Raw genomic sequence first — 21,362 nt, 5'->3', positions numbered from 1 at the left:
AGCGGGCGGTGGAACGCCGAAGAGGTGGACCGGCCGTCGCACGACGGCCGGTCCACCAGGCGGAGCGCTGGATCAGGTCAGCGTCAGCGTGAGCACGGCCGCGTAGTCACCGGCGGCCGCGGTCGCCGGTACGTCGAGCGCGAGGCCCGCGCCGACGGTGAACTCGCCGCCGGTCTGCGCCGCGTCGGGCGCGCTGGCGAGTGTGGCGCCCGTCCCGCCGACCGTGCCCTGCGTGCCCGGCACGCAGGTGCTTGCCGACCCGGCCGCAGTCTCGCAGGACGGCGTCCAGCCGAGCTTGTCCGCGCCGATGGTTCCGGCGCCGCCCGTGAAGTCGGTGACCTTCCCGGTGAGCGACCAGCCGGTGGCGCCGTTACGGGCGTCCTTGACGGTCACCTTCTGCAGGTCGCCGGTCGAGTTGCCGCCCGCGCCCTCCTGGACCGGGGACAGTGCGACGGTGTCGCCCGCCTGGGCCATGGTGAGCTGACCGCCGCCCTGCTTGGGGGTCACCTTGGTGTTCACGTTCTGCTTGCCCGTCGAGGGGTCCGTGCCCGGGTCCGGGTCAGGGCCGGGATCCGGATCGGGTCCGGGGTCCGGGTCGGGTCCGGGGTCGGTGCTGCCGCCCTGGATCTCCATCGTGTGCAGGAGTGTCGGCTGCCCCGCGTCGAGCGTGCAGGCCGTCTCGAACTCATCGCCGAACGGCGGGAGCTGCACGGCATTGCCCGCCGCGTCGCGGGCGATCATGTTGTGCAGCTTGAGGCCCGTGACGTCGAACTTGGCGGTACCGGGATCGGCCCAGGTGAGCAGGGAGCCGGGTGATTTGCCGGTGGCGTCGACGGTGAATGCCGCCGCCGGGTTGGGGATGTTGGCCTTGGCGACGGTGTTGACGACCTTGATGGGGAGGTTGCCGGTGCCGCCGGGCAGGGTGACGTTGACGTCGGCGGTGGCCTTGCCCTCCAGGGTCACCGCGCCCATGACGCCCAGCCCCTGTGCGGCGCGTGCGCTGACCTTGGTCACGGCCTTGATGTCGTACTCGGGGACTGTCTCGCCGACGTTCATGGCGGCGGGCATGTCGGCCGTGATCTCAATTTCGATCGGGTCGTTGTTGATGATCGGGAACTTACAGGTGTACTTCTGATTCAGCTTCAGCGGAACGGCTGAGGCGGTGCCTCCGGTGGCGGTGATCAGGCCGGTGACCAGCCCGGCGGTCGCGACCGCTGCCAGGGCGCCGCGCACCCCGGCTCTTTTTCGATGAGCTCTCATGAGCTGCCTCTCGTACTGCGTGAACGAGCAGAACGGGTGAAGGAAGAATGGCCGTACATGTCGTTATCTTCGCCAGATACGGTCCTGTTTCGGATCGGTAAACTACTGACGGGTAGTGGGGCGGTCAAGGTGTCAATTACCAGCAGAATTACGCTGCTTGGTTTTGAGGGCTACTTCATCCCTGGATGAGCAGTACGCCGTCCGAACCTGTACTTCGATGCCAACTTCCCGGCGTGCGCCTGGGTGAGTCCGGGTGACAACTGATCCCGGCTCTTTGCTCACCCCGCAACAGATCTTTCGTGCGCGGCGAAATGGCTCTTGACCGGCTTCTCGACGCGCGACTAGCTTCCGCTTTCTGCCCGATTGTCAATTCAACGTAATTGCCTGTGTCCGCGCCTGTGCCCGCACTTGTGCTTGTGTCTGGGCGTGTCTGTGTCTGTGTCGCCGAGCGGTCGGAGTTCTGATGCTGTCTTGTGAGGCAATCCCGGACACGGTCCCGGGGTTGAGCCCTTCCGGCCGCACGGACGGGAGATCCATGCGTGCGGTGTGGGGGACAGGGAGCCTCGACACACCCGGCTTCGGCCCCGGTATCCGGCATGCCCGCGAGCAGTTCGCCCGGCTGCCCCGCCGGCAGCCGCCCCCCGCGGCCCCCGACGCGGACGAACACCGGAGCGCCGGGCTCACCGACACCCGCAATGCCCAACCGGCCCTGGGCATTGCGGGGTACGCCCCCGCTGGCCTGAGCGTCCGCGCCGAAGCACGGCCGTGGCGCGGCGGCGATGCCCGATGAGCCGCTTCCTCTTCGTGGTGCCGCCGCTCGCCGACCACATCGACCCGGCATCGGCGGTCGCCGCCGAACTGGCCGCCCGGGGGCACGAGGTGGCCTGGGCCGGCCGCCCCGCCGCCCTGGAAGGCCTGGTGGCCGCCGGTGACCCCGTCTTCCCTTGTGCGGGCACGCCCGGTCCCGCCAGCCCCCGCGACCTGCGAGGCGTGGCGGCCTTGAGGTTCCTGTGGGAGGACTACTTCGCCCCGCTCGCGTATGCCATGGCGCCCGGAGTGACCGCCGCCGTCCTGGAGTTCGGGCCCGACCTGCTCGTCGTCGATCAGCAGACCATCGCGGGCGCGCTGGTCGCCGAACGGCTCGGCGTCCCCTACGTCACCTCCTCGGCCACCTCTGCCGAGCTGTCGCGCGGTCCCGGCGACGCCCCGCAGTTCGACCAGTGGCTCACCGACCTCCTCGACGGCCTCCGGCTGCGCCTCGGCGATCCCTCGGCCCGCTACGACCCGCGGTTCTCACCCAGGCTCACGCTTGTCTTCTCCACCAGCGAACTCACCGGCCCACAGGCGTTGAACCCCGGCCCGGTGCATTTCGTCGGCCCGGCTCTCGGCCAGGTGCCCGACTCGCACGCCGCTACCGCCGACTTCCCCTGGGGGTGGGTCGAGGCGGACGACGACCGGGCGCTGGTCCTGGTCTGCCTCGACACCGCCGACACCACAGTGGGCGCCCACTTCCTCGCCCAGTGCGTCGACGGCATACGCACCCGATCACGCACTCTGCGGGCCGTGGTCGTCGATTCCGACGGTGTCCTCGGCCCACCGCGCGACGACGACAATCTCCTGATCTGCCCTGCCGTACCTCAACTCGCCCTGCTGGAACGCGCGGACGCCCTCGTCTGTCACGCCGGGCACCGCACCGTCACCGAGGCCTTGTGGCACGGCGTCCCCCTGGTGGTGGCGCCGGTCCGCCATGACCAGCCCGTCATCGCCGCCCAGGTCACCGCCGTGGGCGCGGGCGTACGGGTGCGATTCGGGCGGACCGATGCCAAGGCCGTCGGATCCGCCCTGGACGCCGTGCTCGGTCAAGCCCACTACACCGCCGCCGCACGCCGCGTCAGCCGCTCCTTCCGCGAGGCGGGAGGGGCACCCACCGCGGCCGCACATCTCGAAGCACTCGCCGACGCGGAGCGGCAGAACCCACGACAGGGACTGCAGATATAGCCGAGCGCACCCCCTCCGACCAGCCGCTACCGGCCTTGTATCCGGTCCCGTTCCACCAGCCCGCACACGCCACCGGTCCCAAGGGAACTGACATGCCGACACGGATATCCCGCCGGGCAGGACGGCTCACCGTCGTCCTCGCCCTGATCCTCGCGGCCTGCACGCTCTTTCCGGGCACGGCGGGCAGCCGGCCCCGCCACGCTCCAGCGAGCCAGGCCGCACCGCTGCCGCCCGACGACTTCTACGTACCGCCGTCCCCTCTGCCCGAGGGGAAGCCCGGCGACGTCATCCGCTCCCGCAAGGTCGAGCCCGGCGCCCCGACGCCGCGCGCCCTGGCCGACACCTGGCAGGTGATGTACCGCTCCACCGACGCGCTCGGCAAGCCGCACGCGGTGACCGCCACCGTCATGGTGCCCAAGGGCGGCACGCCCGCCTCGCGGCCCGTCGTCGGCTGGGGTCCGGGCACGCAGGGGCCCGCCTTCCGCTGCACCCCGTCCCGGATGATCGCCAAGGGCGCCCTGTACGAGCAGTGGGTCATCAATGCCATGCTCAGGGCGGGTTACGCGGTCGCCGTCCCCGACTACGAGGGCTACCGGCCCGGACCGAAGACGACGTACATGGTCGGCAAGTCCCTGGGCCCCGCCCTCATCGACGCGGTCCGCGCCGCCCAGCGGCTGCCCGCCACCGGGCTCTCCGCCGACGCACCGGTCGCCTTCCGCGGTTACTCCCAGGGCGGCGGCGCCGCGCTGTGGGCGGGCGAGTTCCAGCCCGACTACGCGCCCGAGCTCAAGCTCAAGGGCATCGTCGCGGGCGGTGTCCCCGCCAGCCTGATGGAGGTGGCCCTGCCGCTCAACGGTCGCCCCGGCTCAGGGTTCCTCTTCTACGCCCTGATCGGCCTCAACCACGCCTATCCCGAGCTCAAGTTCGGCGACGTGCTCAATGACGCGGGACGTGCCATGGTCGCCGACCTCGAAGCGGGCGGCTGCGCCCTGGAGATGATCAACAAGTACGGCAACAAGCCGCTGTCCGCGTACGTCACCCGCAGCCCGCTCGTCGACGCGCCCTGGGTCGCCCGCTACACGGAGAACACCCTCGGCAGCAGCCCGAAGATCAAGGTGCCGGTGCTCCAGTACCACGCGACCCAGGACGCCCTCGTCGAACCGAACCAGGCCGACGCCTTGCACCAGCAGTACTGCGCGCAGGGCGTGCCGCTCACCTGGAAGACGTACGACACCACGGGCCACCCGCCCGTGGCCGACCACCTCTGGCCCATCCAGGCGGCGAACGCCGAGGCCATGACGTATCTCGCCGACCGCTTCGCGGACCGGCCCGCCGCCCCCAACTGCTGAGCGTCGCGACTCCGAGAGGCGAGTGAGCCATGGCAACGAGCAACAGGCACCGCAAGAAGGGCAGCGGCCGCATGCGCCGGGGCATGGCCGGCACCGTCGTCGCGGCCGTCGCGGTGGCCGGACTCACCGCTTCGGGTGCGCCGGGCGGCCCAGTGGCCACGCCCCGCCGAGACGGCGCACCGGACAGCGCCACCGGCGAAAGCGGCGGATGGCTCCCACCCGCGGGCCCCTCCGCCGACGCCTACCACACCGAACTCCCGCCCCTGCGCGGCAGTAAGGGCGTGCCGGTTTCTGGAGGCGAGCACGAGACCCCCGAGGTGCGAACCCAGTCCGGCATCCCGGCCACGGTCCTCACCGCCTATCGCAACGCCGAGGACGCTCTCGCAGACACCGACCCAGGCTGCCACCTGCCGTGGCAACTACTTGCGGCCATAGGCAAGGTGGAGTCCGGGCAGGCCCGCGGCGGCCGGGTCGACGCGGACGGTACGACACTCACCCCGATCCTCGGCCCCGTCCTCAACGGCAGCGGATTCGCCCGGATCTCCGACACGGACGGCGGGAGGTACGACGGCGACACGACCTACGACCGTGCGGTGGGCCCGATGCAGTTCATCCCCTCCACGTGGGCGCGTTGGGGCGCCGACGGCAACGACGACGGCCGCGCCGACCCCAACAACATCCACGACGCCGCACTCGCGGCAGCCCGCTACCTATGCGCCGGCAGCCGCAACCTCACCCGCAAGGCGGACCTGGACCGAGCGATCCTTAGCTACAACCACTCATCCGTCTACCTGCGCAAGGTCCTGTCCTGGCTGGACTTCTACCGTCGGGGCACCCACGAGATCCCCGACGGCCGAGGTCCACTGCCGACCAGCCCCGGCCCGGGCGGCAAGACGCCCGCCACCCAGCCGGCCGGCGGAGGCGGCCTGGTCATCGGCCCCCAGCCGACACACCCACGGAACCCCCACCCCGGCGACTCCGCCTCCCCGGACCCGACCCGCCCCGCCCCACGCCCCACCGCCCCCGGCCCACGCCCCAGACCGATCCCTCCCACCCCCACAAACCCCAACCCCACCACCCCGAACTGCCCCTCCCCAACTCCCTCCGAAGACCCGACCCCGACCCGCGAACCGTCCCCCTCCGCCACCCCGACGCCCTCGGACCCCACTTCACCTTCACCGTCCCCCACACCGACGGAATCACCCTCGCCGACCGGCTCACGGCCCCCGGACGCCTGCAGCCCGTAGGCCTGACGCGACGCGGAGCGCACTTACGACTGCGCCCGCCAGGCGGGGCCGGGCTGTGGTGAGCGGGTCAGTCGGTGGCAGCCAGGGGCTGGGCGAGGTGACCTGGTGCCGGGTTGATCGTTTCCGTGAGGGAGGCGGCGCTCGCCGTTTCTGCGGCTTCGCGCAGGAATGAGGACCCGGGTGGACACCATCACGGCAAAGCGGCACATCTTCTCGATGCTGGATGTCGACGGCGACGGAGTGATCTCCCGCCAGGAGTACCTTGCCCGGCCCGAACGGGCAGCTGAGGCACTGGGCCGGGCCGGTGACGACCCGCTTCTGGCGTTGGCGCGCACCGCACACGAGCGGGTCTTCGCGTCGATGGACGCGAACCAGGACGGACGGGTGCTCTTCGAGGAGTACGCGGCATGGGCGGGAGGGGAGGCCTTCGACGAGGTGTGCAGGCCGGCCCTGGGATCACTGTTCGACCTGGCCGACACGGACAGCGACGGACACCTTGACCGGGCGGAGTTCACCCGGCTGCGCCGCGCCTTGGGCAACCCCGCCGACAACGCCCGTGCGGCTTTCGACGCCATGGACGAGGACGAGGACGGACTCATCGACCGCGACGCCTACCTGGGGCAGATCCGCTCCTTCGTCACCGAGGGGGCCTCTCCGATGGCGCGGGCCCTGCACGCGGAGGCCCACAACTGACCCACGGCAGGCACTGGTACGCGAGTGGGGGCCGGTGGGCTGGGGCCGAGGGCCGGGCGTCGAGGGGCTGCAAGGGCGCCGGGGCAGCGGGCCGGGGGGGGCTCGCAGGGAACCGTGCCGTGGACCGGGTGCATACCTGCGCCGCACGCACCCCTTTCGCGCGGGCGCCGGGAATCAGCCCAGGAGAAGAACGATGGCCAGGGCGAGGAGGAGTGAGTCGATTCGGTCGAGCAGGCCACCGGAGCCGGCCAGCCAATGCGCGGAGTCCTTCGCGTGTGCTCCCCGCTTGACCATGGATTCGATGAGGTCCCCCGCCGGGGCGCCGACCGCCACCGCGACGGCCATCGGCAGGCTCAGCGCGGACAGCGCGGCGAGTACACCAAGGGCGGCAGCCGCACCAGCGAGGGTTCCGCTCCACCGCTTGGCGGGGGAGAGCGGTGACAGCCGTGGCCCGCCCAGCCGTTGACCGGCGAAGTACGCGACGATGTCGCCCACCGAGACAGCGACGAACAGGACGAGTGCGGTCGCGCCGAGCGGCGCCAGGCCGGCAAGCACACTCAGCCAGACAAGACCGAGCAGACCGGCCCCGAGCCGGCGCAGGCCGTGGGCGGAGTCACCGGCCAGCAGCGGGACCGCGGCGATGGCCAGCGCGCCGAACGCCACCGCCCGCACCTCGTGCCCGGGCGCCAGCCACGAAGTCAGCACCACGCCGGAGACGGCCGCGGCCAGTACCACTCGGTCCGGCCGGGGCAAACCCATCAGCCCGCCGAACTCCATCGCTGCGACCACCCCGACCACGAGCGCGAGGGCCGTCACTCCCGGGCTGCCCGACCAGAACGCTCCGGCGACCAGGGGCACCCCGACCGCCCAGCAGCACCAACGAACCAGGAGTTCGCGGCGCCCGGAGAGTGCCGCGGCGATCCCACCAAGTGCCAGGGCCCCGCCGAGGAAGGGCGCGAGGGAGGCGACGCTGGTCACCGGGCGTGGCCGGCGGGGACGTCGGCCGGGGTCCCCGGGGACTGCCGCGTGAGCGAGCCAGGTCGCAGCGACTTTAGCGCGGCTGCGTACGCCGCCACGATGCGCGCGTTCTCCGCCGCGTCCCTGACCGCGACGCGCACGGTGCGCCCTTCGTACTGGGGCGAGAGAGGCGACAGGTCGCGCAGATAGACATCGTGCCGGCGGCACTCGCGCACCAGGCGGGCAGCGCTCGGCCCGTCGTACGGCAGGGTGATGTTGAGGAAATTCGCAACGCCCTCTTCGACCACGGCGGTGTCGTCCACCCCGGCGAGGTCAGCAGCCAGTTGACGGCGCAGCGTGTGGGTGCGAAGCCAGCGGGAGCGGTAGTGCTCGGGGTCGCGCAGGGCGGCCACGGCGGCGAGTTGCGCGGGAAGGCTCACCGCCCAGGGCGGCGTCCACCGGCGCAGCACCGCCGCGGTGGCGGGTTCGGCCACCAAGAAGGCGGCACGCACGCCGGACAGCGCGTACATCTTGGACAGCGAGGTGCAGACCACGACCCGCGGTTCCACCGCGGCCAGCGGGGCAAGCGACTCCGCCAGGTCCACGTAGCCGAGGTAGGCCTCGTCGATCCACCAACGGGTGCCGGCCGGGGCGGCCGCGATCAAGGTACGCAGTTCGGCGGCGGATGCGTGGCGTCCGGTCGGGTTGTTCGGGTTGACCACGACCACCAGGTCATAGCGGCCCGCTTCGACGACCGAGGCGAGGCGGGCGAAGTCGATGCGCCACCTGTCCTTTCGGTACAACCGGAAGCGGTCCACGTGGCACCCGATCACGCGCTCGGTGACATGGGCGTATTCGCCGTACCCCGGATCCAGCAGCAGCACCCTGCTCTTCCGAGTGAGCCATCGGCCGAACGCCCGGAAGATCAGGTCGGACGATCCGGCCCCGGCCACGAGCGTCTCCACCGGGAGCGCCCGGGCCTGCGCGACCTCCGACAGCAGACCATCGGCGCCGGTGGGAGGAGAGGTCCTGGCGGACCAGGCCGGGTCGTCCATGAGCGCCGCGCTTGCCCCGGGAGCGGGCGAGAACCAGGCGTCCAACACGTCGGCAGCGACGACCTCGTGGCGCCGGTGCAAGGTGCGAAAGTCCGTTCCAATGGCAGTGAAGGAGGCGCCGCCGTGCTCACAGCCGTCCGGTCCGGGCGCCCAGTCCATGTCCAACTGCCAGTCGACCATGGAGCCGAGCCGCTCCAGGACAGCGCGATACCGGGTGGCGGTCACCTGCGTCAGCCCGGCCACCTCGCCCGTCAGCACCTCGAAGGTCGCCGCACCGCTGCGGACCGTGTGTCCTACAGACCGCAGGCCGACCGAGAGGTACATGTCGAGCAGTTCGGTGCGGCCCATCGCCACCACCGTGCGACCTCCCCTGGAGGAGATCCAGCGCAGGGCCGCGTACATCAAAAGGGGTGCCACCATGGTGCTACGCCAACGCGGCTCCACGGTGAGGATGCGAATCTCGAAGACTCCGCCCTCGGACAACAGCGGCAGTTCGTCGCGGGTGAGGTACTTGTCGAGGCCGTAGCGGCCCAGCCACGGTGGGGTCAGGCTGACGAAGCCGATGCGGACCGACCCCCGGGCCGCGACGAGGTAGACGTTGTCGCCGTCCAGCGCGTCGTACAGCCGCTGGTCCGGTTGCGGCGTGTGCTGACCGAGCTCCTGGGCGTACACGCGGTGCCGCAACTCGTGGATCCAGTCCAGGTCCTCGGGAGTGGCAGCTCGAATGTGCAGGTCGCGACTCATGCATGTCTCTTTCGGCAAAGGCCCGGGGGCTCTGACTCTCGAGGACGACTGTGGCGAGCGGGCGGGGCGACACCTGGATGCCAGGCCTGCCGGCGTACGCGCCATGAGCACATCTTCGGGGGTGCCCTACGGCCGCACATGAGTACGCGTACTTGAGTACGTGAGTAGTTGCCACGGCCCCGCTCGCCTCGGTCGAGTCGGCGGGCGCCTACGGTGGCTGCCGGCGAGGCGGATAACGTGCGGCCATGGTGATGACGGAGAAGCGGCGCGTCCTGTACCGGCAGGGCACCGGGTTCTGGCGGATGACGGCGAAGTGGGTTGTGGTCTTCGGGGCCCTGTACCTGCTGGACGGCGGGCTGATCCGGTCGTGGGGTGATGCACTGGTCTGGCCGATGATTGGCATTCTGCTGTGGGTACCGTTCGGTATCGGCGTGGTTTGGTACCCCAAGAAAGACCAGCGGGTCGAGTTGACGGCGCGTGAACTGCGGGTGCGGCGCAAGCGGTTGCCGATGGAGGAGATAAACCTGGTGCACGTGGCGCGACTGTGGCTGGAAGGGCGGTCGACCGCGGACGACAGGCCGGTGCTGGAATGGGCACGGCTCGACCGGGTGGTCTGGGTGCCGCTGCGGAACGGCCAAGCGTTTGGCGTCGAGTTTCGCGACCCGGCCGCGTTCGCCAAGACTTTCGGCGCCTTCGCGGTCGAAGCGTGCGGCGGGCCGGACATCGTCCGCGCGAGGGCCGCAGCGGAGACCTACCCGGATCCGGTCCCGATGCGTGCCCGCCCCGCAGCCGACGGCTCCTGGCCGGATGTCCTGGACATCTTCGACTGAGGGCCAGCCGACCCCTTGAACCGTTGCTTCCAACTCGCGGGACGCGTCACGGCAAGCCGCCTCTCACACGGCGTGGTGAGTGTTCCGGTCGTCCCGGTCGTCCCGGTCGACACAGAACCTGAGCCGAGACCTGAGCCGCGACCTGAGCCGAGCGCAGCCAGGCAGGCGTGCGTAGGCTTCGTTGAGACGTGCGTGCCTTCGCTGCGAGAAGACGGAAAAGAGCTCCGCATGACGCAGAAGCAGCCCAAGACTGAGCTTGACGCCCGATACAGCTCCGCGCTCAACCCACGCCCGGACGCCGGGGCCGTCACGGCCACCGATTGGGCCGAGGTCCAGCGCAGGCTCCAGGACGCCGAAATCTTCTGGATCACCACGATCCGGCCGGACGGCCGGTTGCACGTCACGCCGCTGATCGCCGCCTGGTACGACGGGGCGCTGCACTTCAGTACCGGGCGCGGCGAGCAGAAGGCGAAGAACCTGGCCGGCGATGCGCACTGCGCGCTGACCACCGGGCACAACTCACTCTCCGAAGGACTCGACATCGTGATCGAGGGAACGGCCGAGGAGGTGCTGGATCCTTCGCGGCAAGACGAGGTCATCGGTGCTTTCGAGGCGCAGTACGGAAGCCACATCACATCGCCGGACGGGGTCTTCTTCGGCTTCGGCGACAGCATCCGCACGGGCGACGACCTGCTGTTTGCTGTGGCACCGGGCACGGCGTTCGGCTTCGGGCACGACGGCCAGGTGTTCAGCCACACCCGCTACAGCTTTTAACGGATCTGCGTAAGGCAGCAGCTGCGGAGACGGTCTTCGACCTCAGGGAGGTCTGAGCAGCCAACCCACGAAGGGTTCGTGGTTTGCCTACGCGAGACGGGCGCGATCGTCGGCGGAGCCAACATCAATAACATCGTCAGGGGCGCGCTCCAGAGCGGCACCCTCGGCTACACCGCCTACGCGTCCACGACCGGCAGGGGCTACATGACCGAGGGCCTCGGACTTGTCCTCCAACACGCTTTCCACGAAATGCAGTTGCACCGGCTGGAAGCGAATATCCAGCCCGACAACGTCTCTTCACTCAAGCTGGTCAAGCGCCTCGGATTCCAGGCCGAGGGCTACTCGCCCGCTTTCCAGCTCATCAACGGCGAATGGCGTGATCACGAGCGCTGGGCCATCACCGCAGAAGCCCTCAGGGCCACCCAACCGACCGCCACCAGGGTCATACCCCGGTGAGCTGAGCAGGGCGCAGCGTGCCCGACTACCCAGGTACGCAGGGACGATGTGAGTACTTGCACGGATTCGGATCGACGCGGGGCTGCCTACGGTGAGATCCATGACTGCACCTGCTCCATCGTCCGCGTCCAGCCGCAGACGGCACCGGATGATTGCCCTCCTGCTTACCCCAGTGGCCCTGCTCGGCGCCGGCGCCTGCTTTGCGATGTATGGCTGGCCGGAGTGGTACGACAAAGAGCCGCCGCCGGAAATGTTGCGGCGCATCGCGGCCCAGAACCAGGATGCCTACCGTGTACTGAATCTCGGACCCGTGCTGAAACCTCGGTCCGGGCCGAAAGATCCCACCGAACACCATTCCAGCAACTCCGCTTCGACGGGCGAGTGTTACCCCGATGGTCTGGAAGCGATGAACGACGATCCTCTCGACGGGGTCTACAACATCCAGCATGGCTGGACCGCGGTCATAAAGGACGAATCCGGGGTGCGGGACGCCTTCGACCGTCTACAGCGCCATCTGACGGCACAGGGCTGGGACGTCGACCGGAGCGAATCCATCAACAAGAAGAACTTCAGCGTGCACGCCGAGAAGGACGACTACCGGCTGTCCATCCGCTGGGAGGCGGATTTCAAGGAGGTCACCGGCCTGGGCAGCAGCCCCTGCGCCCGCTTCCCCGACCGAGCGCAAGAGCGCGCCTACCGCGCCGCCGACCCCTACACGGAACCCGACCAGCAGCTGATCCCGCCTGACCTCGTGCCCGGACGGCGCTGACCCGGCACGACGCCGAGACGAGAGCCTGCCCGATCAGCTGGTCCAGGTCTTGAGCTGTGCGGCCACTTCTCGCACGGGGAGTCCGTCGCGCGCCGCGCGGGCCAGGGGGGAGAACCGTGTCGAGACCGGGACTCCCCGCAAGGCCGAGCGCCGATAGGTAGGCCGCAGTCACCGTGGCCGCGAACAGCAGGTTCCTCTTCTCCGGGCTGGGGTTCCTCGCCAGCTCACACAGCAGCGCGGCAGCCTTGTGATCGGGCTCGCGATAGACCTCGTGGTCCAGGACCTCCGCCTGATGACGTGCTTGCGCTGCGACGGGCACGCCGTAGTCGACAACCTGGGGACCTCCCGGCATCTGCTGCGCCACTGCCAGGATCCAGGCGAGATCGATGCGCAGATTCACGCGGCGGCGTCCTTGGCCGTGCCCCGTGTCGGCTCTGCCGGAAGACCTGGGGTGCGGGTCGCCACCGACCTCCGCTTCGCTAAACGCTGATACCAAGCGTTAGTAGCTCGCCGAATACCTGGTGGGCGGCCTCGCCACCGTGGGCCGTGGGCGCGGCGGCGACCATGGCATGACCTGCCCCACCGTCCGCGAGCCCATCGCCCTCTGACGGCTACGGCTGCGACGTGTATCGGCCGGCATTGCAGTCGCGCTGTCCCGCAGCGGCAACGACACTGTATGTATCGGATAGGCGGTACGGCCCGATCATTTTGGAGCCAGTGACCGCAGGTCAGGAGGCCGGTGACCATGTCGGATGCAAGCGCGGGGCGGCTACAGGGTTCGCGGGGAGATCAAGCCAGTGCTGCGGTGACCGGGTTGCCCATGTTCGCAGGGTTGGCCTTGGAACTGAGTGGCTCATTGAGCGTTCTCATGGGCATCGCGGGTATCGCCGGGGACAACATCTTCAGTGCGTCGCAGTACGTGTATCGATTCGACCTGACCGTTTGGGGCTGGGGTCATCTGGTGATCGGTCTCGCCCTGATCGTCGCGGGCCTGGCCGTGCTGCTCGGAAAGAGCTGGAGCCGCGGGGCCGGCGTGGTGTTCGGTGCGGTCAGCCTGATCACCCAGTTCCTGTTCATTCCGTACTATCCCGTGTGGTCGATCAGCGTCATGGTGCTGGACCTCCTGGCGGTCTGGGCACTCAGCAGATCGGGCGCGCTACGGGCGCACTGAGCCGCCCGGAGAGGCCTGCGGCCTGGAGGACCAGAGACCAGGTCCTCAACTCGTCGTAGGTGCGCGCCGGAAGGCCGTGATGCCCTTGCGCGTTGCCTTTGGGTATGAGGATCAGTGAGGCATCCAGGATCAGCGGTGTGAGTTCGAGATCGTTGCGGCACTACGAGGACGAGGGCCTGATCGTCCCCGGCCGCTTCAGCAACGGGTTTCGTGACTACTGCCAGTCCACGATCGACCGGGTGCTCGTCATCCGCACCCTGCTGGAGTCCGGGCTTCCCGTGCGCTTGATCAGGGAACTCCTGCCCCGCCTCGCTGACGGCTCCGATGCCGGCAGCGCGGCGGTGTGCGATGAGTTCCTGCAGGGGGTACATCTGTACCGTGATCGGCTCGCCGCCCGTATCGCGATTCTCAACGATCAGCAGGCGGCGCTCGACACCTACCTGAAGGAGGCTCACCGTACCGATCTCTGACGGCGACTTGACCTTGACGCAAGTGTCAGGGTTCTACGTTCGCTGCATGGAGATCAACGAGCAGCGGACCACCGCTGCACAGACGATGCGGGCACTCATCCAGCCGTCGCAGCGCGGGCCGCGGGACCTGGCCCTCACGCTGGATCAGCGCCGCCCCACCCCGGGAGCCGGGGAGTACCTGATCCTGGTGGGCGCCGCCGGAGTCAACTTCGCCGACGTCATGCAGACCCACGGGACCTACGGGGGAGGCCCCCGGGCCCCGTATGTGGCGGGCTTCGAGGCAGCCGGGGAGATCGTGGGGGTGGGACCGGACGTGGAACGTCCGCTGCCGCTGGGTACCCACGTGGTCGGCGTCGGATCGGGGGCTTTCGCGCAGTACATGACGATGCCGACCGCGGCTGTCCTTCCGGTGCCGGCTGGCTGGAGCGACGCCGCAGCACTCGGCATGGTGCTGAACTGGGCCACCGCCTTGGCCGCACTGAAGCCGTTGGGCGAGATCAAGGCAGGTGAGTCTGTCCTTGTGCACGCCGCGGCCGGAGGCGTGGGACAGGCTGCCGTTCGCCAGGCCCGCCACTACGGTGCCCGCGTGTTTGCCACGGCGTCGCCAGCGAAGCACGCCACCGTCAAAGCCCTTGGCGCCGACGAGGTTTGGGACAGCCGACGCCCTGATCTGGCCGAGGAGATCACCCGCCGGACCGGCGGTGTCGATCTGGTCCTGGAATCAGTGGGCCAGGCCACGCTCGCTACCAGCCTGGCGGTCACCAAACCCTTCACCGGACGCATCGTGGTATTCGGCGCCGCTTCCGGTGACGCCACCCTGAGTACGTACGACCTGGTCTTCCGTCACCAGGTTCAAGTCAAGGGCCTGCACATCGGTGCACTGGCGGCCACGGCTCCCTCGCTCTACCAGTGGTTGCTCGTCGAGTTGCAGGACCTGATCGAACGGGGTGTGTACGAGCCGGGCACCCCCCAGGTTCAGCCCCTGGCCGAGGGTGCCAGGGTGCTGGAGCAACTCGAAGCGGGCCAGACACAGGGCAAGCTCGCCCTCGACCCCTGGCGCTAGGACACCCGTGTTTCACCGCAATGCTCCGCTGTCTCCCGAAGCGGGGCTGCCCCTCGTGCAACGCCGGCCACCTCGATTTGGAGCCATACCGCCAGGGTGCCGGTCGGCACTGGCTCGCATGCTTCCTTGCCGCCTCGTGAGGCTCCGCGCCTCAGTCAGTTCAACTTGGGGAGCCCGGGGATAGGGGGCAGCTCGAGACCGGGGATCTGGGGCAGCTTGATGTCGGGCAGTTCGACGCCGGGGATCTGGGGCAGTTTGATCTCGGGCAGCTTGATCTCCGGAATCGAGAGCGGGGGCAGGGGGTCGGTGGGAGCAGCTGCTGATGCAGGTGCTGGGGTGGCGTGGACTGCCTGGGCGGGAACAGCGAGGATGCCGACGAATACGGCGGCTCCCAACAGAGCGGTGCTGAGACGGCGCATGACGTCTCCCTTCCTTGACGGGGGTACCGGCGTGATGCGCCGGGATGCTGCCAATCGTTCCGGCCGTGCAGGCGGCGCCGCCCGAGCTGGTGGGCCATACCGGTGACAGAAGGCCTGATGTCGGACGCGACGCTGATCTGGCCTCCCGTCTCCTGCCTCCCGCCTCCAGCGTCCGGTTGTTCAGTGTGAGGTGGCCGGCCCAGTTGAGCAGGGCGCGAGAATGGGGGCGAGCTCGCGTCATTCTCGCTGCGGCAGCTTGGCCGGATCGGCGGTCAGTACTTGCAGGCAGACATGATCGGCTCCAGCTTGGAAGTGCTGCTGAACGCGTCGGCGGATCGCCTCTGTGTCTCCGTAGGCGACGATCGCGTCCACCAGTCTGTGGCTTGGGCCGCCGACGATGTCTTCGTCCCCGAAGCCGAGTCGGCGCACGCTCGCCTCCTGGTGCGGCGCCGTGAGATAGGGGGGCGACACGCGCTGTAGCCACCTCCCGGGCCCGGCCGAGGTCACGGTCGAGTACGACGGCCTGCTCGACGCCGAGAAACGCATCCGGTTTCATGATGTGACGTGCCCGTGCGGTGTGCTCGACGGGCACGAAATACGTGTGCGCGCCCCAGGTGTGCTCGGCGGCCAGCTTGAGCATCCTCGGACCCAGGGCGGCCAGGACGCGGCGCGGAACCAGGTCTGGTTGTGGACCGTGGGCGGGTGACGCGTCCATGGCCTCCAGGTAGGAGCGCATCGTGGCCACCGCCCTGCCACGGGCCCGTACGGGGTAGCCGTCCACTTCGTGAACGGTGTCGTCGACGCGGTGCCCGCCCAGGCCGAGTACGTAACGTCAGGGGAAAGCCTCACCCAGGGTGCGCGCGCCGGGCCGGCGTGGGGCCGGGGACCTCGTACCGTCACTTCCCGAACCGCCAGACCCTGCTGACCGCCGTACTCAAGAGCCGGATTCAGATGCTGTGCGACAAGCAGAAAGCCTGTGCGCCGTGGACTCCGCCGATGACGCCCTGTCGCGGTGGCTGGGGGCCTTCCTGGACCATGCACGTGCCGACCACGGCATGGGCAGCGCCCTGATGGTCAACGGGCCCGGCGCGCCGCACTTCGACTGTCATCAGCTGATCCTGAACGCGGCAACCAGTCTCCTCACCCGGGCGCAACGGCGTGGGACCGCTCGTGCCGACGTGACCGCCGGTGACCTGGTCCAACTCGTCACCGGGATCGCGCTGTCCACGGTCCGTGACGAGGACACCGACCAGGCGAATCGGCTGCTGGCTCTCGTCCTTGACGCCGCGTGCGCGTCGTCTCAGTCGCCCCGTTCTCGGCGGCCCACCCGCACTCGTCGTGTGCCGCTCGGAGGAGTGCCGCGGCGACTGCCGGCAGCTCCCGGAGTATCCGGATCCATGGGCCGCCTGGCGGACGGGGCCGACTGCCGCTGACGCGTTCCTGCATTCTGGTGATGGGACGCGTGTCGGGCGAGGGGTCGCTTCGTATTCCTGGTGTCAGTTCTATGTTTCCCGCACAGCGCAGGAGTTCGGACTCCTTCAGCGAGCCCGACGCGTCACCAAGGAGAAGCGAAGTCATGGTTCGTAGTGCTATGAGCGGGTGTGCGGTGGTGGCTCTCGCCTCCGTGGCGTTCACTGGTGTCGCGCCGGCATCGGCGTCTGATGCTTCGCGGGCGGAGCCGAGGGTCACGGTCACCCCGGCCTCGGTGCAGCAGCGGGCGGCGGTCACGGTGAAGGTCGTGGGCGTTCCCAAGACGTGCCGTTCGGTGCAGGCAAGGTCCGACGCCTTCGCCAAACCGGTCGTGCTGGCGAAGAAGGCCAAGCCGCTGATGTACACGGGCCGGGCCGCGGTGAAGGCGAATGCCGCGCCGGGCGCCCACCAGGTCGTGGTGGGGGGAGTCGGCTGCGGCAAGTGGGTGGCGAAGGGCAAGTTCACTGTTCCTGCCGCGCCCAACTCGAAGGTCGTCAAGGGAACCGTCACCTCGAAGGCCGGGCTGTTCGTGCGTCGCCAGCCCACGTCCAACTCGGCTGCAGTGGGGGCCTACCGCTACCGGCAGACCTTCAATGTGATCTGCAAGAAGGCAGGTCAGTCGGTCGGCGGTAACCGAGCCTGGTACCGGGTCAACGTGCCCAAGGGATGGGTTACCGCTCGCTACGTCAAGGTGCAGGGCGCCGTACCCAACTGCAAGTGATCTCCGCCCTTGGCCCTTTCGGGAGGCTTGCGGTGTCCGGCCGCCGCACGGGTGCGGCGGCCGGAGCCGTGGAGGGCGTCGCCAGTTCCGGGCCCGCCCTCGGGGATGGTTTCTACGCAACTTTGCCAGCTGCCTCGCAGTGGTCCTCGCTCACTTCGGTGGCTCTCACGCGAGCCATGTTGCGTCTCAGCCCGTGAACCCCGGCACCACCAGACGGGACTCGTAGGCGATCACCACCGCGTGGGTGCGGTTCTGCGCGCCGAGCTTGGTCAGCACTTTCCCACGTGCGTCTTGACCGTCTCCAGGCTCACCGAGAATCGCAGACGCCGCTGACCACGGCGCGGGCCATGCACCGAGCCATGCACCGGGCCCTGCGCGGCTCCCGTATGGTCACCGTCGCCGGGGGAGAGGGACACATCGTCCACGGCACCAACTCCTGCGCAGACAAGAGCGCCACGGTCTACCTGCTCACGGGCAGGCTCCCGGCCAGAGACCTGACCTGCTGAGCCGCAGCCGGGCATTGAGCCCTACGACGACGCACCACCGTGGCCAGCCGTGCCTTCGCCGACCCCGATGATTTGATCATGTCGTCGACAAGGGGTCCGGCCCCGCCCTCGGACCGGACCCCTCAGTGCGTGCTACTCCTCGCTAGGCCGCTTGGCCCGCCGGGTGGAAGTTGATGCGTTCCCTTACGACGGGGAAGCCAGCCTTGGCGAAGTTCGAGGCCATGGGGAAGTTGCCCTGGTCCGTCGCTCCGCCGACGAACTCCGCGCCCTGTTCGACGAGGAGGTGGGTGCACTCCGCGAGGAGGTCATAGGCGTAGCCCCGACCGCGCTGTTCCGGGACGACTCCGATGAAGCCGATGGTCGGGCCGGAGGGGTTGTGGGCCGGAATGTGGATGCCGGCCAGGTCGCCCTCCGGGGTGTACGCGGTCTGCCACCACTCCCGCGGGGAGGGGCACCAGTGGAAGAAGTCGAGTTCTTCCTGGGCGGCCCGGTCGAGGCCACCCTCCTCGATGGCCCTGAGCGCGTGGGCGTCCAGGGTGACGGAGTGGATGCGACGCAACGCGTCGAAGAACACGCTGTCGTCGGGTTCGGCGCTGAAGCGCAGGCGTCCGGGCCGCTCGGGCAGACCTCGCTCAGGGGTCCAGCGGTACGTGAAGCGTTCCACCAGGAGTTCATACCCTGCGGCTCGTGCGGCGGCGAAGCGCGACTCGGCGCCGGCACGCAAGCCGGTCTCTTCCCGCCAGCCGCCTGGCAGGTTGATCTCGAGTTCGACCTGCCAGGGAGCGGAGCGCAGGAGCTCGGCCCCCGCCTCCTCCTCGCCCTCGGCCACGTCGAACCAGTTGATGTTGAGCGGCTCCGAGTCGTTGGGGCCGCCCCACCACGCGCCGCGCGCGACTACTACTCCGTCGCGCAGGGCGACGCGCTTCCAGTCGGGGCGGAACTGGGTAAGCCGATGGCTTTCACGGGCGCCCAGGGGGTCGGGGAGTGCGTCGAAGAGATGGGCGTCGCTCGCGGAGAGCGCGCGGATGACCGCATCGGTCATGGATTCCTCCGGGATACAGGCTGCTTGAAGCGCTCCCGGTCAGAACTCACGAACCACGCCGGGACAGCGAAATGAGGGAGCGCTGGAAAGGTGTGAACCGCACGGCACTCGCCTCCTTCCATCCGTCTCAGGGCGTGGAGCCATACACTAGGTGGTCTGTTGAGGGCCCGTCCACGGAGTTTTTTTGCCTTGGCCCACAGTCGATGTGATCAAGCACGCCCGTGACGGGTCCAGTTGGAGCCTCAGGCTGCCCTGAATCGAATTCCCGGACCATGTAATTCCAGCGGCCCTCTGCTCCTGGAGGCGCTCATCGGCCCTGGGGGACACCGACCTCGTCGGCCGCAGGTGCGGTTGCTCGGCGGGCGCCCCCAGGCCCACCCGTATCCTTACGAAGGGGTGGCGTCAGTCCCCGGAGGGCAAGTTGCGGGAGGGCGGATGCTGTCGAACCTCGCCGTCAGGCTCTTTGCGATAGCTGTGGCTGGACTGCTCTAGCAGCCTTGCTGGTATGGGGGATTACGGCGTTGGACGAGGCGGACGAGGGGCCCGTCCGCACCTACACCGATCCCCACGGGTGCCGCTTGAGCGATGCAATGACATGCCGGTCGTTTCTGCTGGACACCGCGGCGAGGCTCCGTACGTCACCGCGATTGTGGCCGCCCTCGAAGCGCCCCGCCTCGGTGCTGGCCGCCCACGCTCCCAACCCGCCCAAGTCAGCGCAGGTCGCGCGTATGCCACCCGCGCGGACCGCGCTGACCTGCGGCTCCGCCACACCCCCGCAGCGCCCCCGGAACCGGACGGTCGGGGCGCTCACCGCACGCGCCGCGGTCGACACTGCGACAGACGGCCCCCAGCGTTCGATCCCATCGCCTACCGTCAACGCAACACCGGCAGACGCTGCGTGTTCCACTAGGGCTTTTCCTTCAGCAGCTCAGTCAGTGACGCGATGCTCTCCTCGCCCCGACCGGTCTCCATCGCTTGGTTCAGCAAGTCGTGGAAAGGCTTGTGCCACCTCACGTCCAGGTTCGCCTCCCTCCCCAGCTCCACATCATGGTCCGCGCCCGCCGCGAAGATGTTCACCGTCGACAGGGGCTTGCTGTAGTCGCCGCTGTCGATTTCCTGGGCCATGACGGGAAGCACCGAGCTGATCATCTCGAACCACTTCACGGCGAAGCGGACCATCGACGCCGCCTCCAGCCCGCGTGACTGCAGCGCCGCCGCTCCCTGGAAGAAGCCGACGAGAGCCGGCAGCAGCGTGCCGCCCACCGCCATCTCGTAGAGCGCGGCCAGGTCCGGGTCCGCGGCCAGGTACACCGTGTCGCCGCCCAGGACGCGGAGGGTCTGCTCGTACTCCGCGAAGACCGATTCCTCGCCGCCGTAATACAGCAGAGTGTCCGCCGCGCCCACCGCCGGTGGGACGTTCTTGATCGCCCCGCCGAGGTAGCGGGCCCCGTAACTCTGTGCCCATGCGGACAGGCGGCGGGCGCCTGCCGGGGAGCCGCTGTTCAAGGTGATCAGGGCGCGCCCCTTGAGCTCGTCCGCGGCTGGAGCCAACGCTTCCTCCGTGGCCTCGTGCGTCGTCAGCACCGTGACGATCAGCGGGCTCGCCGCTATCGCCGCTGCCAACGAGTCGGCCCGCGTCGCACCCTTCTCGATCAAGGGCACCGCACGAGAGGCGGTTCTGTTCCACACTGTTGTGGGGTGTCCGGCTTCGATGAAGGCCGTCGCGAGGGCGCTGCCCATGGCGCCGATGCCGATGACCGTTACGGGAGTCTGTGCAGGCATGTCGCCCACCTCTTTGGGGAGTTGGAGATCACCATGCTCGGCGGGCACGATACTTTCTACAAGTACCGACATTTTTGTTAGTGCTCGCAGCCTGGGGAGTTGTCGTGGCGAAGTACACCTGCGGGTTCGATGCCGCCATCGCCGTCATGGGCGGGAAGTGGAAGGGACTGATTCTCTTCTGGCTCGGAGAGGAAGAGTCGCTGCGTTTTGGGCAGTTGCGGCGGACGGTGGAGGGGATCAGCGAGCGCATGCTCACCCTGCAGTTGCGCGAACTGGAGGCGGCCGGGCTCGTGCACCGCGAGGTGTACGAGCAGGTGCCGCCCAAGGTCGAGTACTCGCTGACAGACTTCGGTCGATCTCTTGTCACCGCCCTCATGCCCCTGGGGGAGTGGGGCGAGGAGCACCAGGAGCGGATCGAAGCTCTGTCATGACCCGGCTCGAACCATGACGATTGGCTGTCAACTCACAGTGGCCAGCCCTCTGATCGCCGGCTGCCCGGAATCGCGGCCATGGTGGCGTTCGCACGCAAGGGCTCTGGGAGTCTTCCTCCGGCGTGCCTAGCCACCCGGCGTGTCGGAAGCGAACT

General features: G+C 69.0%; 20 protein-coding genes and 3 pseudogenes. 15 read left to right on the top strand and 8 right to left on the bottom strand.

Translation table 11 applies throughout. From position 1 onward, the window contains the following. Positions 1-72 precede the first annotated feature (72 nt). Positions 73-1,233 carry a DUF6801 domain-containing protein gene (locus AB0I66_RS00625; RefSeq protein WP_363205472.1) on the bottom strand — a complete coding sequence of 387 codons (1,161 nt, stop codon included), beginning with the start codon at positions 1,231-1,233 and terminating at the stop codon, positions 73-75. A gap of 813 nt (positions 1,234-2,046) precedes the next feature. Between AB0I66_RS00625 and AB0I66_RS00620 the strand changes: the two genes are divergently transcribed. The 4 genes from AB0I66_RS00620 to AB0I66_RS00605 all read left to right on the top strand — a co-directional run bounded on the left by AB0I66_RS00620 (position 2,047) and on the right by AB0I66_RS00605 (position 6,547). Then, positions 2,047-3,258 carry a glycosyltransferase gene (locus tag AB0I66_RS00620; RefSeq protein ID WP_363205471.1) on the top strand — a complete coding sequence of 404 codons (1,212 nt, stop codon included), beginning with the start codon at positions 2,047-2,049 and terminating at the stop codon, positions 3,256-3,258. Between the two features lie 92 nt (positions 3,259-3,350). Then, positions 3,351-4,607, top strand: a complete 1,257-nt coding sequence (locus AB0I66_RS00615) for a lipase family protein (RefSeq protein ID WP_363205470.1) — start codon at positions 3,351-3,353, stop codon at positions 4,605-4,607. A gap of 29 nt (positions 4,608-4,636) precedes the next feature. Next, positions 4,637-5,854 carry a lytic transglycosylase domain-containing protein gene (locus AB0I66_RS00610; protein ID WP_363205469.1) on the top strand — a complete coding sequence of 406 codons (1,218 nt, stop codon included), beginning with the start codon at positions 4,637-4,639 and terminating at the stop codon, positions 5,852-5,854. 180 nt (positions 5,855-6,034) lie between these two features. Then, a complete protein-coding gene (locus AB0I66_RS00605) occupies positions 6,035-6,547 on the top strand; it encodes an EF-hand domain-containing protein (protein WP_363205468.1) in 513 nt (170 codons plus the stop codon). Positions 6,548-6,721: 174 nt separating this feature from the next. On the opposite strand, the gene AB0I66_RS00600 is transcribed toward AB0I66_RS00605, so the two are convergent. Together AB0I66_RS00600 and AB0I66_RS00595 are read right to left on the bottom strand one after the other, a co-directional pair. Then, positions 6,722-7,525 carry a phosphatidate cytidylyltransferase gene (locus AB0I66_RS00600; RefSeq protein ID WP_363205467.1) on the bottom strand — a complete coding sequence of 268 codons (804 nt, stop codon included), beginning with the start codon at positions 7,523-7,525 and terminating at the stop codon, positions 6,722-6,724. After that, positions 7,522-9,303 carry a histidinol-phosphate transaminase gene (locus AB0I66_RS00595; RefSeq protein WP_363205466.1) on the bottom strand — a complete coding sequence of 594 codons (1,782 nt, stop codon included), beginning with the start codon at positions 9,301-9,303 and terminating at the stop codon, positions 7,522-7,524. Before AB0I66_RS00595 ends, AB0I66_RS00600 begins: the two co-directional genes overlap by 4 nt. A 245-nt stretch (positions 9,304-9,548) precedes the next feature. Here AB0I66_RS00595 and AB0I66_RS00590 point away from each other — a divergent pair, with 245 nt between their 5' ends. The 7 genes and pseudogenes from AB0I66_RS00590 (at position 9,549) to AB0I66_RS00560 (ending at position 14,836) form a co-directional block, all read left to right on the top strand. Further along, a complete protein-coding gene (locus AB0I66_RS00590) occupies positions 9,549-10,133 on the top strand; it encodes a hypothetical protein (RefSeq protein WP_363205465.1) in 585 nt (194 codons plus the stop codon). A gap of 228 nt (positions 10,134-10,361) precedes the next feature. Continuing rightward, the gene (locus AB0I66_RS00585; RefSeq protein ID WP_363205464.1) at positions 10,362-10,907 is read left to right on the top strand and encodes a pyridoxamine 5'-phosphate oxidase family protein; all 546 of its coding nucleotides are present in this window, start codon (positions 10,362-10,364) and stop codon (positions 10,905-10,907) included. 60 nt (positions 10,908-10,967) lie between these two features. Next, positions 10,968-11,363 (top strand): annotated as a pseudogene (locus AB0I66_RS00580) (GNAT family protein); the annotation flags it as partial. 100 nt (positions 11,364-11,463) lie between these two features. Next, entirely contained in the window at positions 11,464-12,132 is a 669-nt protein-coding gene (locus tag AB0I66_RS00575; protein ID WP_363205463.1) for a hypothetical protein, read from the top strand. Between the two features lie 745 nt (positions 12,133-12,877). Next, positions 12,878-13,303 (top strand): hypothetical protein, encoded by a 426-nt coding sequence (locus AB0I66_RS00570; protein WP_363205462.1) that lies wholly within the window; start codon positions 12,878-12,880, stop codon positions 13,301-13,303. 104 nt (positions 13,304-13,407) lie between these two features. Beyond that, entirely contained in the window at positions 13,408-13,773 is a 366-nt protein-coding gene (locus AB0I66_RS00565) for a MerR family transcriptional regulator (RefSeq protein WP_363205461.1), read from the top strand. Between the two features lie 46 nt (positions 13,774-13,819). Further along, positions 13,820-14,836, top strand: coding sequence for a zinc-binding dehydrogenase (locus tag AB0I66_RS00560; protein WP_363205460.1), 1,017 nt, complete (start codon positions 13,820-13,822; stop codon positions 14,834-14,836). A 155-nt stretch (positions 14,837-14,991) separates the two neighbouring features. Here the strand turns inward: AB0I66_RS00560 and AB0I66_RS00555 are convergent, their stop codons facing one another. Together AB0I66_RS00555 and AB0I66_RS00550 are read right to left on the bottom strand one after the other, a co-directional pair. Then, on the bottom strand, positions 14,992-15,255 hold the full coding sequence (locus AB0I66_RS00555; RefSeq protein ID WP_363205459.1) for a hypothetical protein: 264 nt from the start codon (positions 15,253-15,255) through the stop codon (positions 14,992-14,994). Between the two features lie 237 nt (positions 15,256-15,492). Next, a pseudogene (locus AB0I66_RS00550) lies at positions 15,493-16,108 on the bottom strand (LLM class F420-dependent oxidoreductase); the annotation flags it as partial. Between the two features lie 130 nt (positions 16,109-16,238). Between AB0I66_RS00550 and AB0I66_RS00545 the strand changes: the two are divergent. Together AB0I66_RS00545 and AB0I66_RS00540 are read left to right on the top strand one after the other, a co-directional pair. Then, entirely contained in the window at positions 16,239-16,688 is a 450-nt protein-coding gene (locus AB0I66_RS00545) for a hypothetical protein (RefSeq protein ID WP_363205458.1), read from the top strand. Positions 16,689-16,831: 143 nt separating this feature from the next. After that, positions 16,832-17,446 carry an SH3 domain-containing protein gene (locus AB0I66_RS00540; protein WP_363205457.1) on the top strand — a complete coding sequence of 205 codons (615 nt, stop codon included), beginning with the start codon at positions 16,832-16,834 and terminating at the stop codon, positions 17,444-17,446. 186 nt (positions 17,447-17,632) lie between these two features. Here the strand turns inward: AB0I66_RS00540 and AB0I66_RS00535 are convergent. Then, positions 17,633-17,760: pseudogene (locus AB0I66_RS00535) on the bottom strand (LuxR C-terminal-related transcriptional regulator); the annotation flags it as partial. Positions 17,761-17,793: 33 nt separating this feature from the next. Here AB0I66_RS00535 and AB0I66_RS00530 point away from each other — a divergent pair. Further along, positions 17,794-17,952 carry an alpha/beta hydrolase gene (locus AB0I66_RS00530; RefSeq protein ID WP_363205456.1) on the top strand — a complete coding sequence of 53 codons (159 nt, stop codon included), beginning with the start codon at positions 17,794-17,796 and terminating at the stop codon, positions 17,950-17,952. Between the two features lie 142 nt (positions 17,953-18,094). Here the strand turns inward: AB0I66_RS00530 and AB0I66_RS00525 are convergent, their stop codons facing one another. Together AB0I66_RS00525 and AB0I66_RS00520 are read right to left on the bottom strand one after the other, a co-directional pair. Continuing rightward, entirely contained in the window at positions 18,095-18,994 is a 900-nt protein-coding gene (locus AB0I66_RS00525; protein WP_363205455.1) for a GNAT family N-acetyltransferase, read from the bottom strand. Between the two features lie 906 nt (positions 18,995-19,900). After that, positions 19,901-20,776, bottom strand: coding sequence for an NAD(P)-binding domain-containing protein (locus AB0I66_RS00520; protein ID WP_363205454.1), 876 nt, complete (start codon positions 20,774-20,776; stop codon positions 19,901-19,903). Between the two features lie 104 nt (positions 20,777-20,880). Between AB0I66_RS00520 and AB0I66_RS00515 the strand changes: the two genes are divergently transcribed. Further along, the gene (locus AB0I66_RS00515; protein WP_363205453.1) at positions 20,881-21,207 is read left to right on the top strand and encodes a helix-turn-helix domain-containing protein; all 327 of its coding nucleotides are present in this window, start codon (positions 20,881-20,883) and stop codon (positions 21,205-21,207) included. Positions 21,208-21,362 lie beyond the last annotated feature (155 nt).

Source organism: Streptomyces sp. NPDC050439, from assembly GCF_040655335.1.
Classification (GTDB): Bacteria; Actinomycetota; Actinomycetes; order Streptomycetales; family Streptomycetaceae; genus Streptomyces.
The sequence above is the reverse complement of the archived record's forward strand: the minus strand, read 5'-3'. Positions and strand labels throughout refer to the sequence as shown.

Excerpts from the sequence above, each read along its gene's own strand:
- AB0I66_RS00620 (WP_363205471.1), top strand. The coding sequence starts at position 2,047 with ATGAGCCGCTTCCTCTTCGTGGTGCCGCCGCTCGCCGACCACATCGAC.
- AB0I66_RS00615 (WP_363205470.1), top strand. The coding sequence starts at position 3,351 with ATGCCGACACGGATATCCCGCCGGGCAGGACGGCTCACCGTCGTCCTC.
- AB0I66_RS00610 (WP_363205469.1), top strand. The coding sequence starts at position 4,637 with ATGGCAACGAGCAACAGGCACCGCAAGAAGGGCAGCGGCCGCATGCGC.
- AB0I66_RS00595 (WP_363205466.1), bottom strand. The coding sequence starts at position 9,303 with ATGAGTCGCGACCTGCACATTCGAGCTGCCACTCCCGAGGACCTGGAC.
- AB0I66_RS00590 (WP_363205465.1), top strand. The coding sequence starts at position 9,549 with ATGGTGATGACGGAGAAGCGGCGCGTCCTGTACCGGCAGGGCACCGGG.
- AB0I66_RS00585 (WP_363205464.1), top strand. The coding sequence starts at position 10,362 with ATGACGCAGAAGCAGCCCAAGACTGAGCTTGACGCCCGATACAGCTCC.
- AB0I66_RS00575 (WP_363205463.1), top strand. The coding sequence starts at position 11,464 with ATGACTGCACCTGCTCCATCGTCCGCGTCCAGCCGCAGACGGCACCGG.
- AB0I66_RS00570 (WP_363205462.1), top strand. The coding sequence starts at position 12,878 with ATGTCGGATGCAAGCGCGGGGCGGCTACAGGGTTCGCGGGGAGATCAA.
- AB0I66_RS00565 (WP_363205461.1), top strand. The coding sequence starts at position 13,408 with ATGAGGATCAGTGAGGCATCCAGGATCAGCGGTGTGAGTTCGAGATCG.
- AB0I66_RS00560 (WP_363205460.1), top strand. The coding sequence starts at position 13,820 with ATGGAGATCAACGAGCAGCGGACCACCGCTGCACAGACGATGCGGGCA.
- AB0I66_RS00555 (WP_363205459.1), bottom strand. The coding sequence starts at position 15,255 with ATGCGCCGTCTCAGCACCGCTCTGTTGGGAGCCGCCGTATTCGTCGGC.
- AB0I66_RS00540 (WP_363205457.1), top strand. The coding sequence starts at position 16,832 with ATGGTTCGTAGTGCTATGAGCGGGTGTGCGGTGGTGGCTCTCGCCTCC.
- AB0I66_RS00530 (WP_363205456.1), top strand. The coding sequence starts at position 17,794 with ATGCACCGAGCCATGCACCGGGCCCTGCGCGGCTCCCGTATGGTCACC.
- AB0I66_RS00525 (WP_363205455.1), bottom strand. The coding sequence starts at position 18,994 with ATGACCGATGCGGTCATCCGCGCGCTCTCCGCGAGCGACGCCCATCTC.
- AB0I66_RS00520 (WP_363205454.1), bottom strand. The coding sequence starts at position 20,776 with ATGCCTGCACAGACTCCCGTAACGGTCATCGGCATCGGCGCCATGGGC.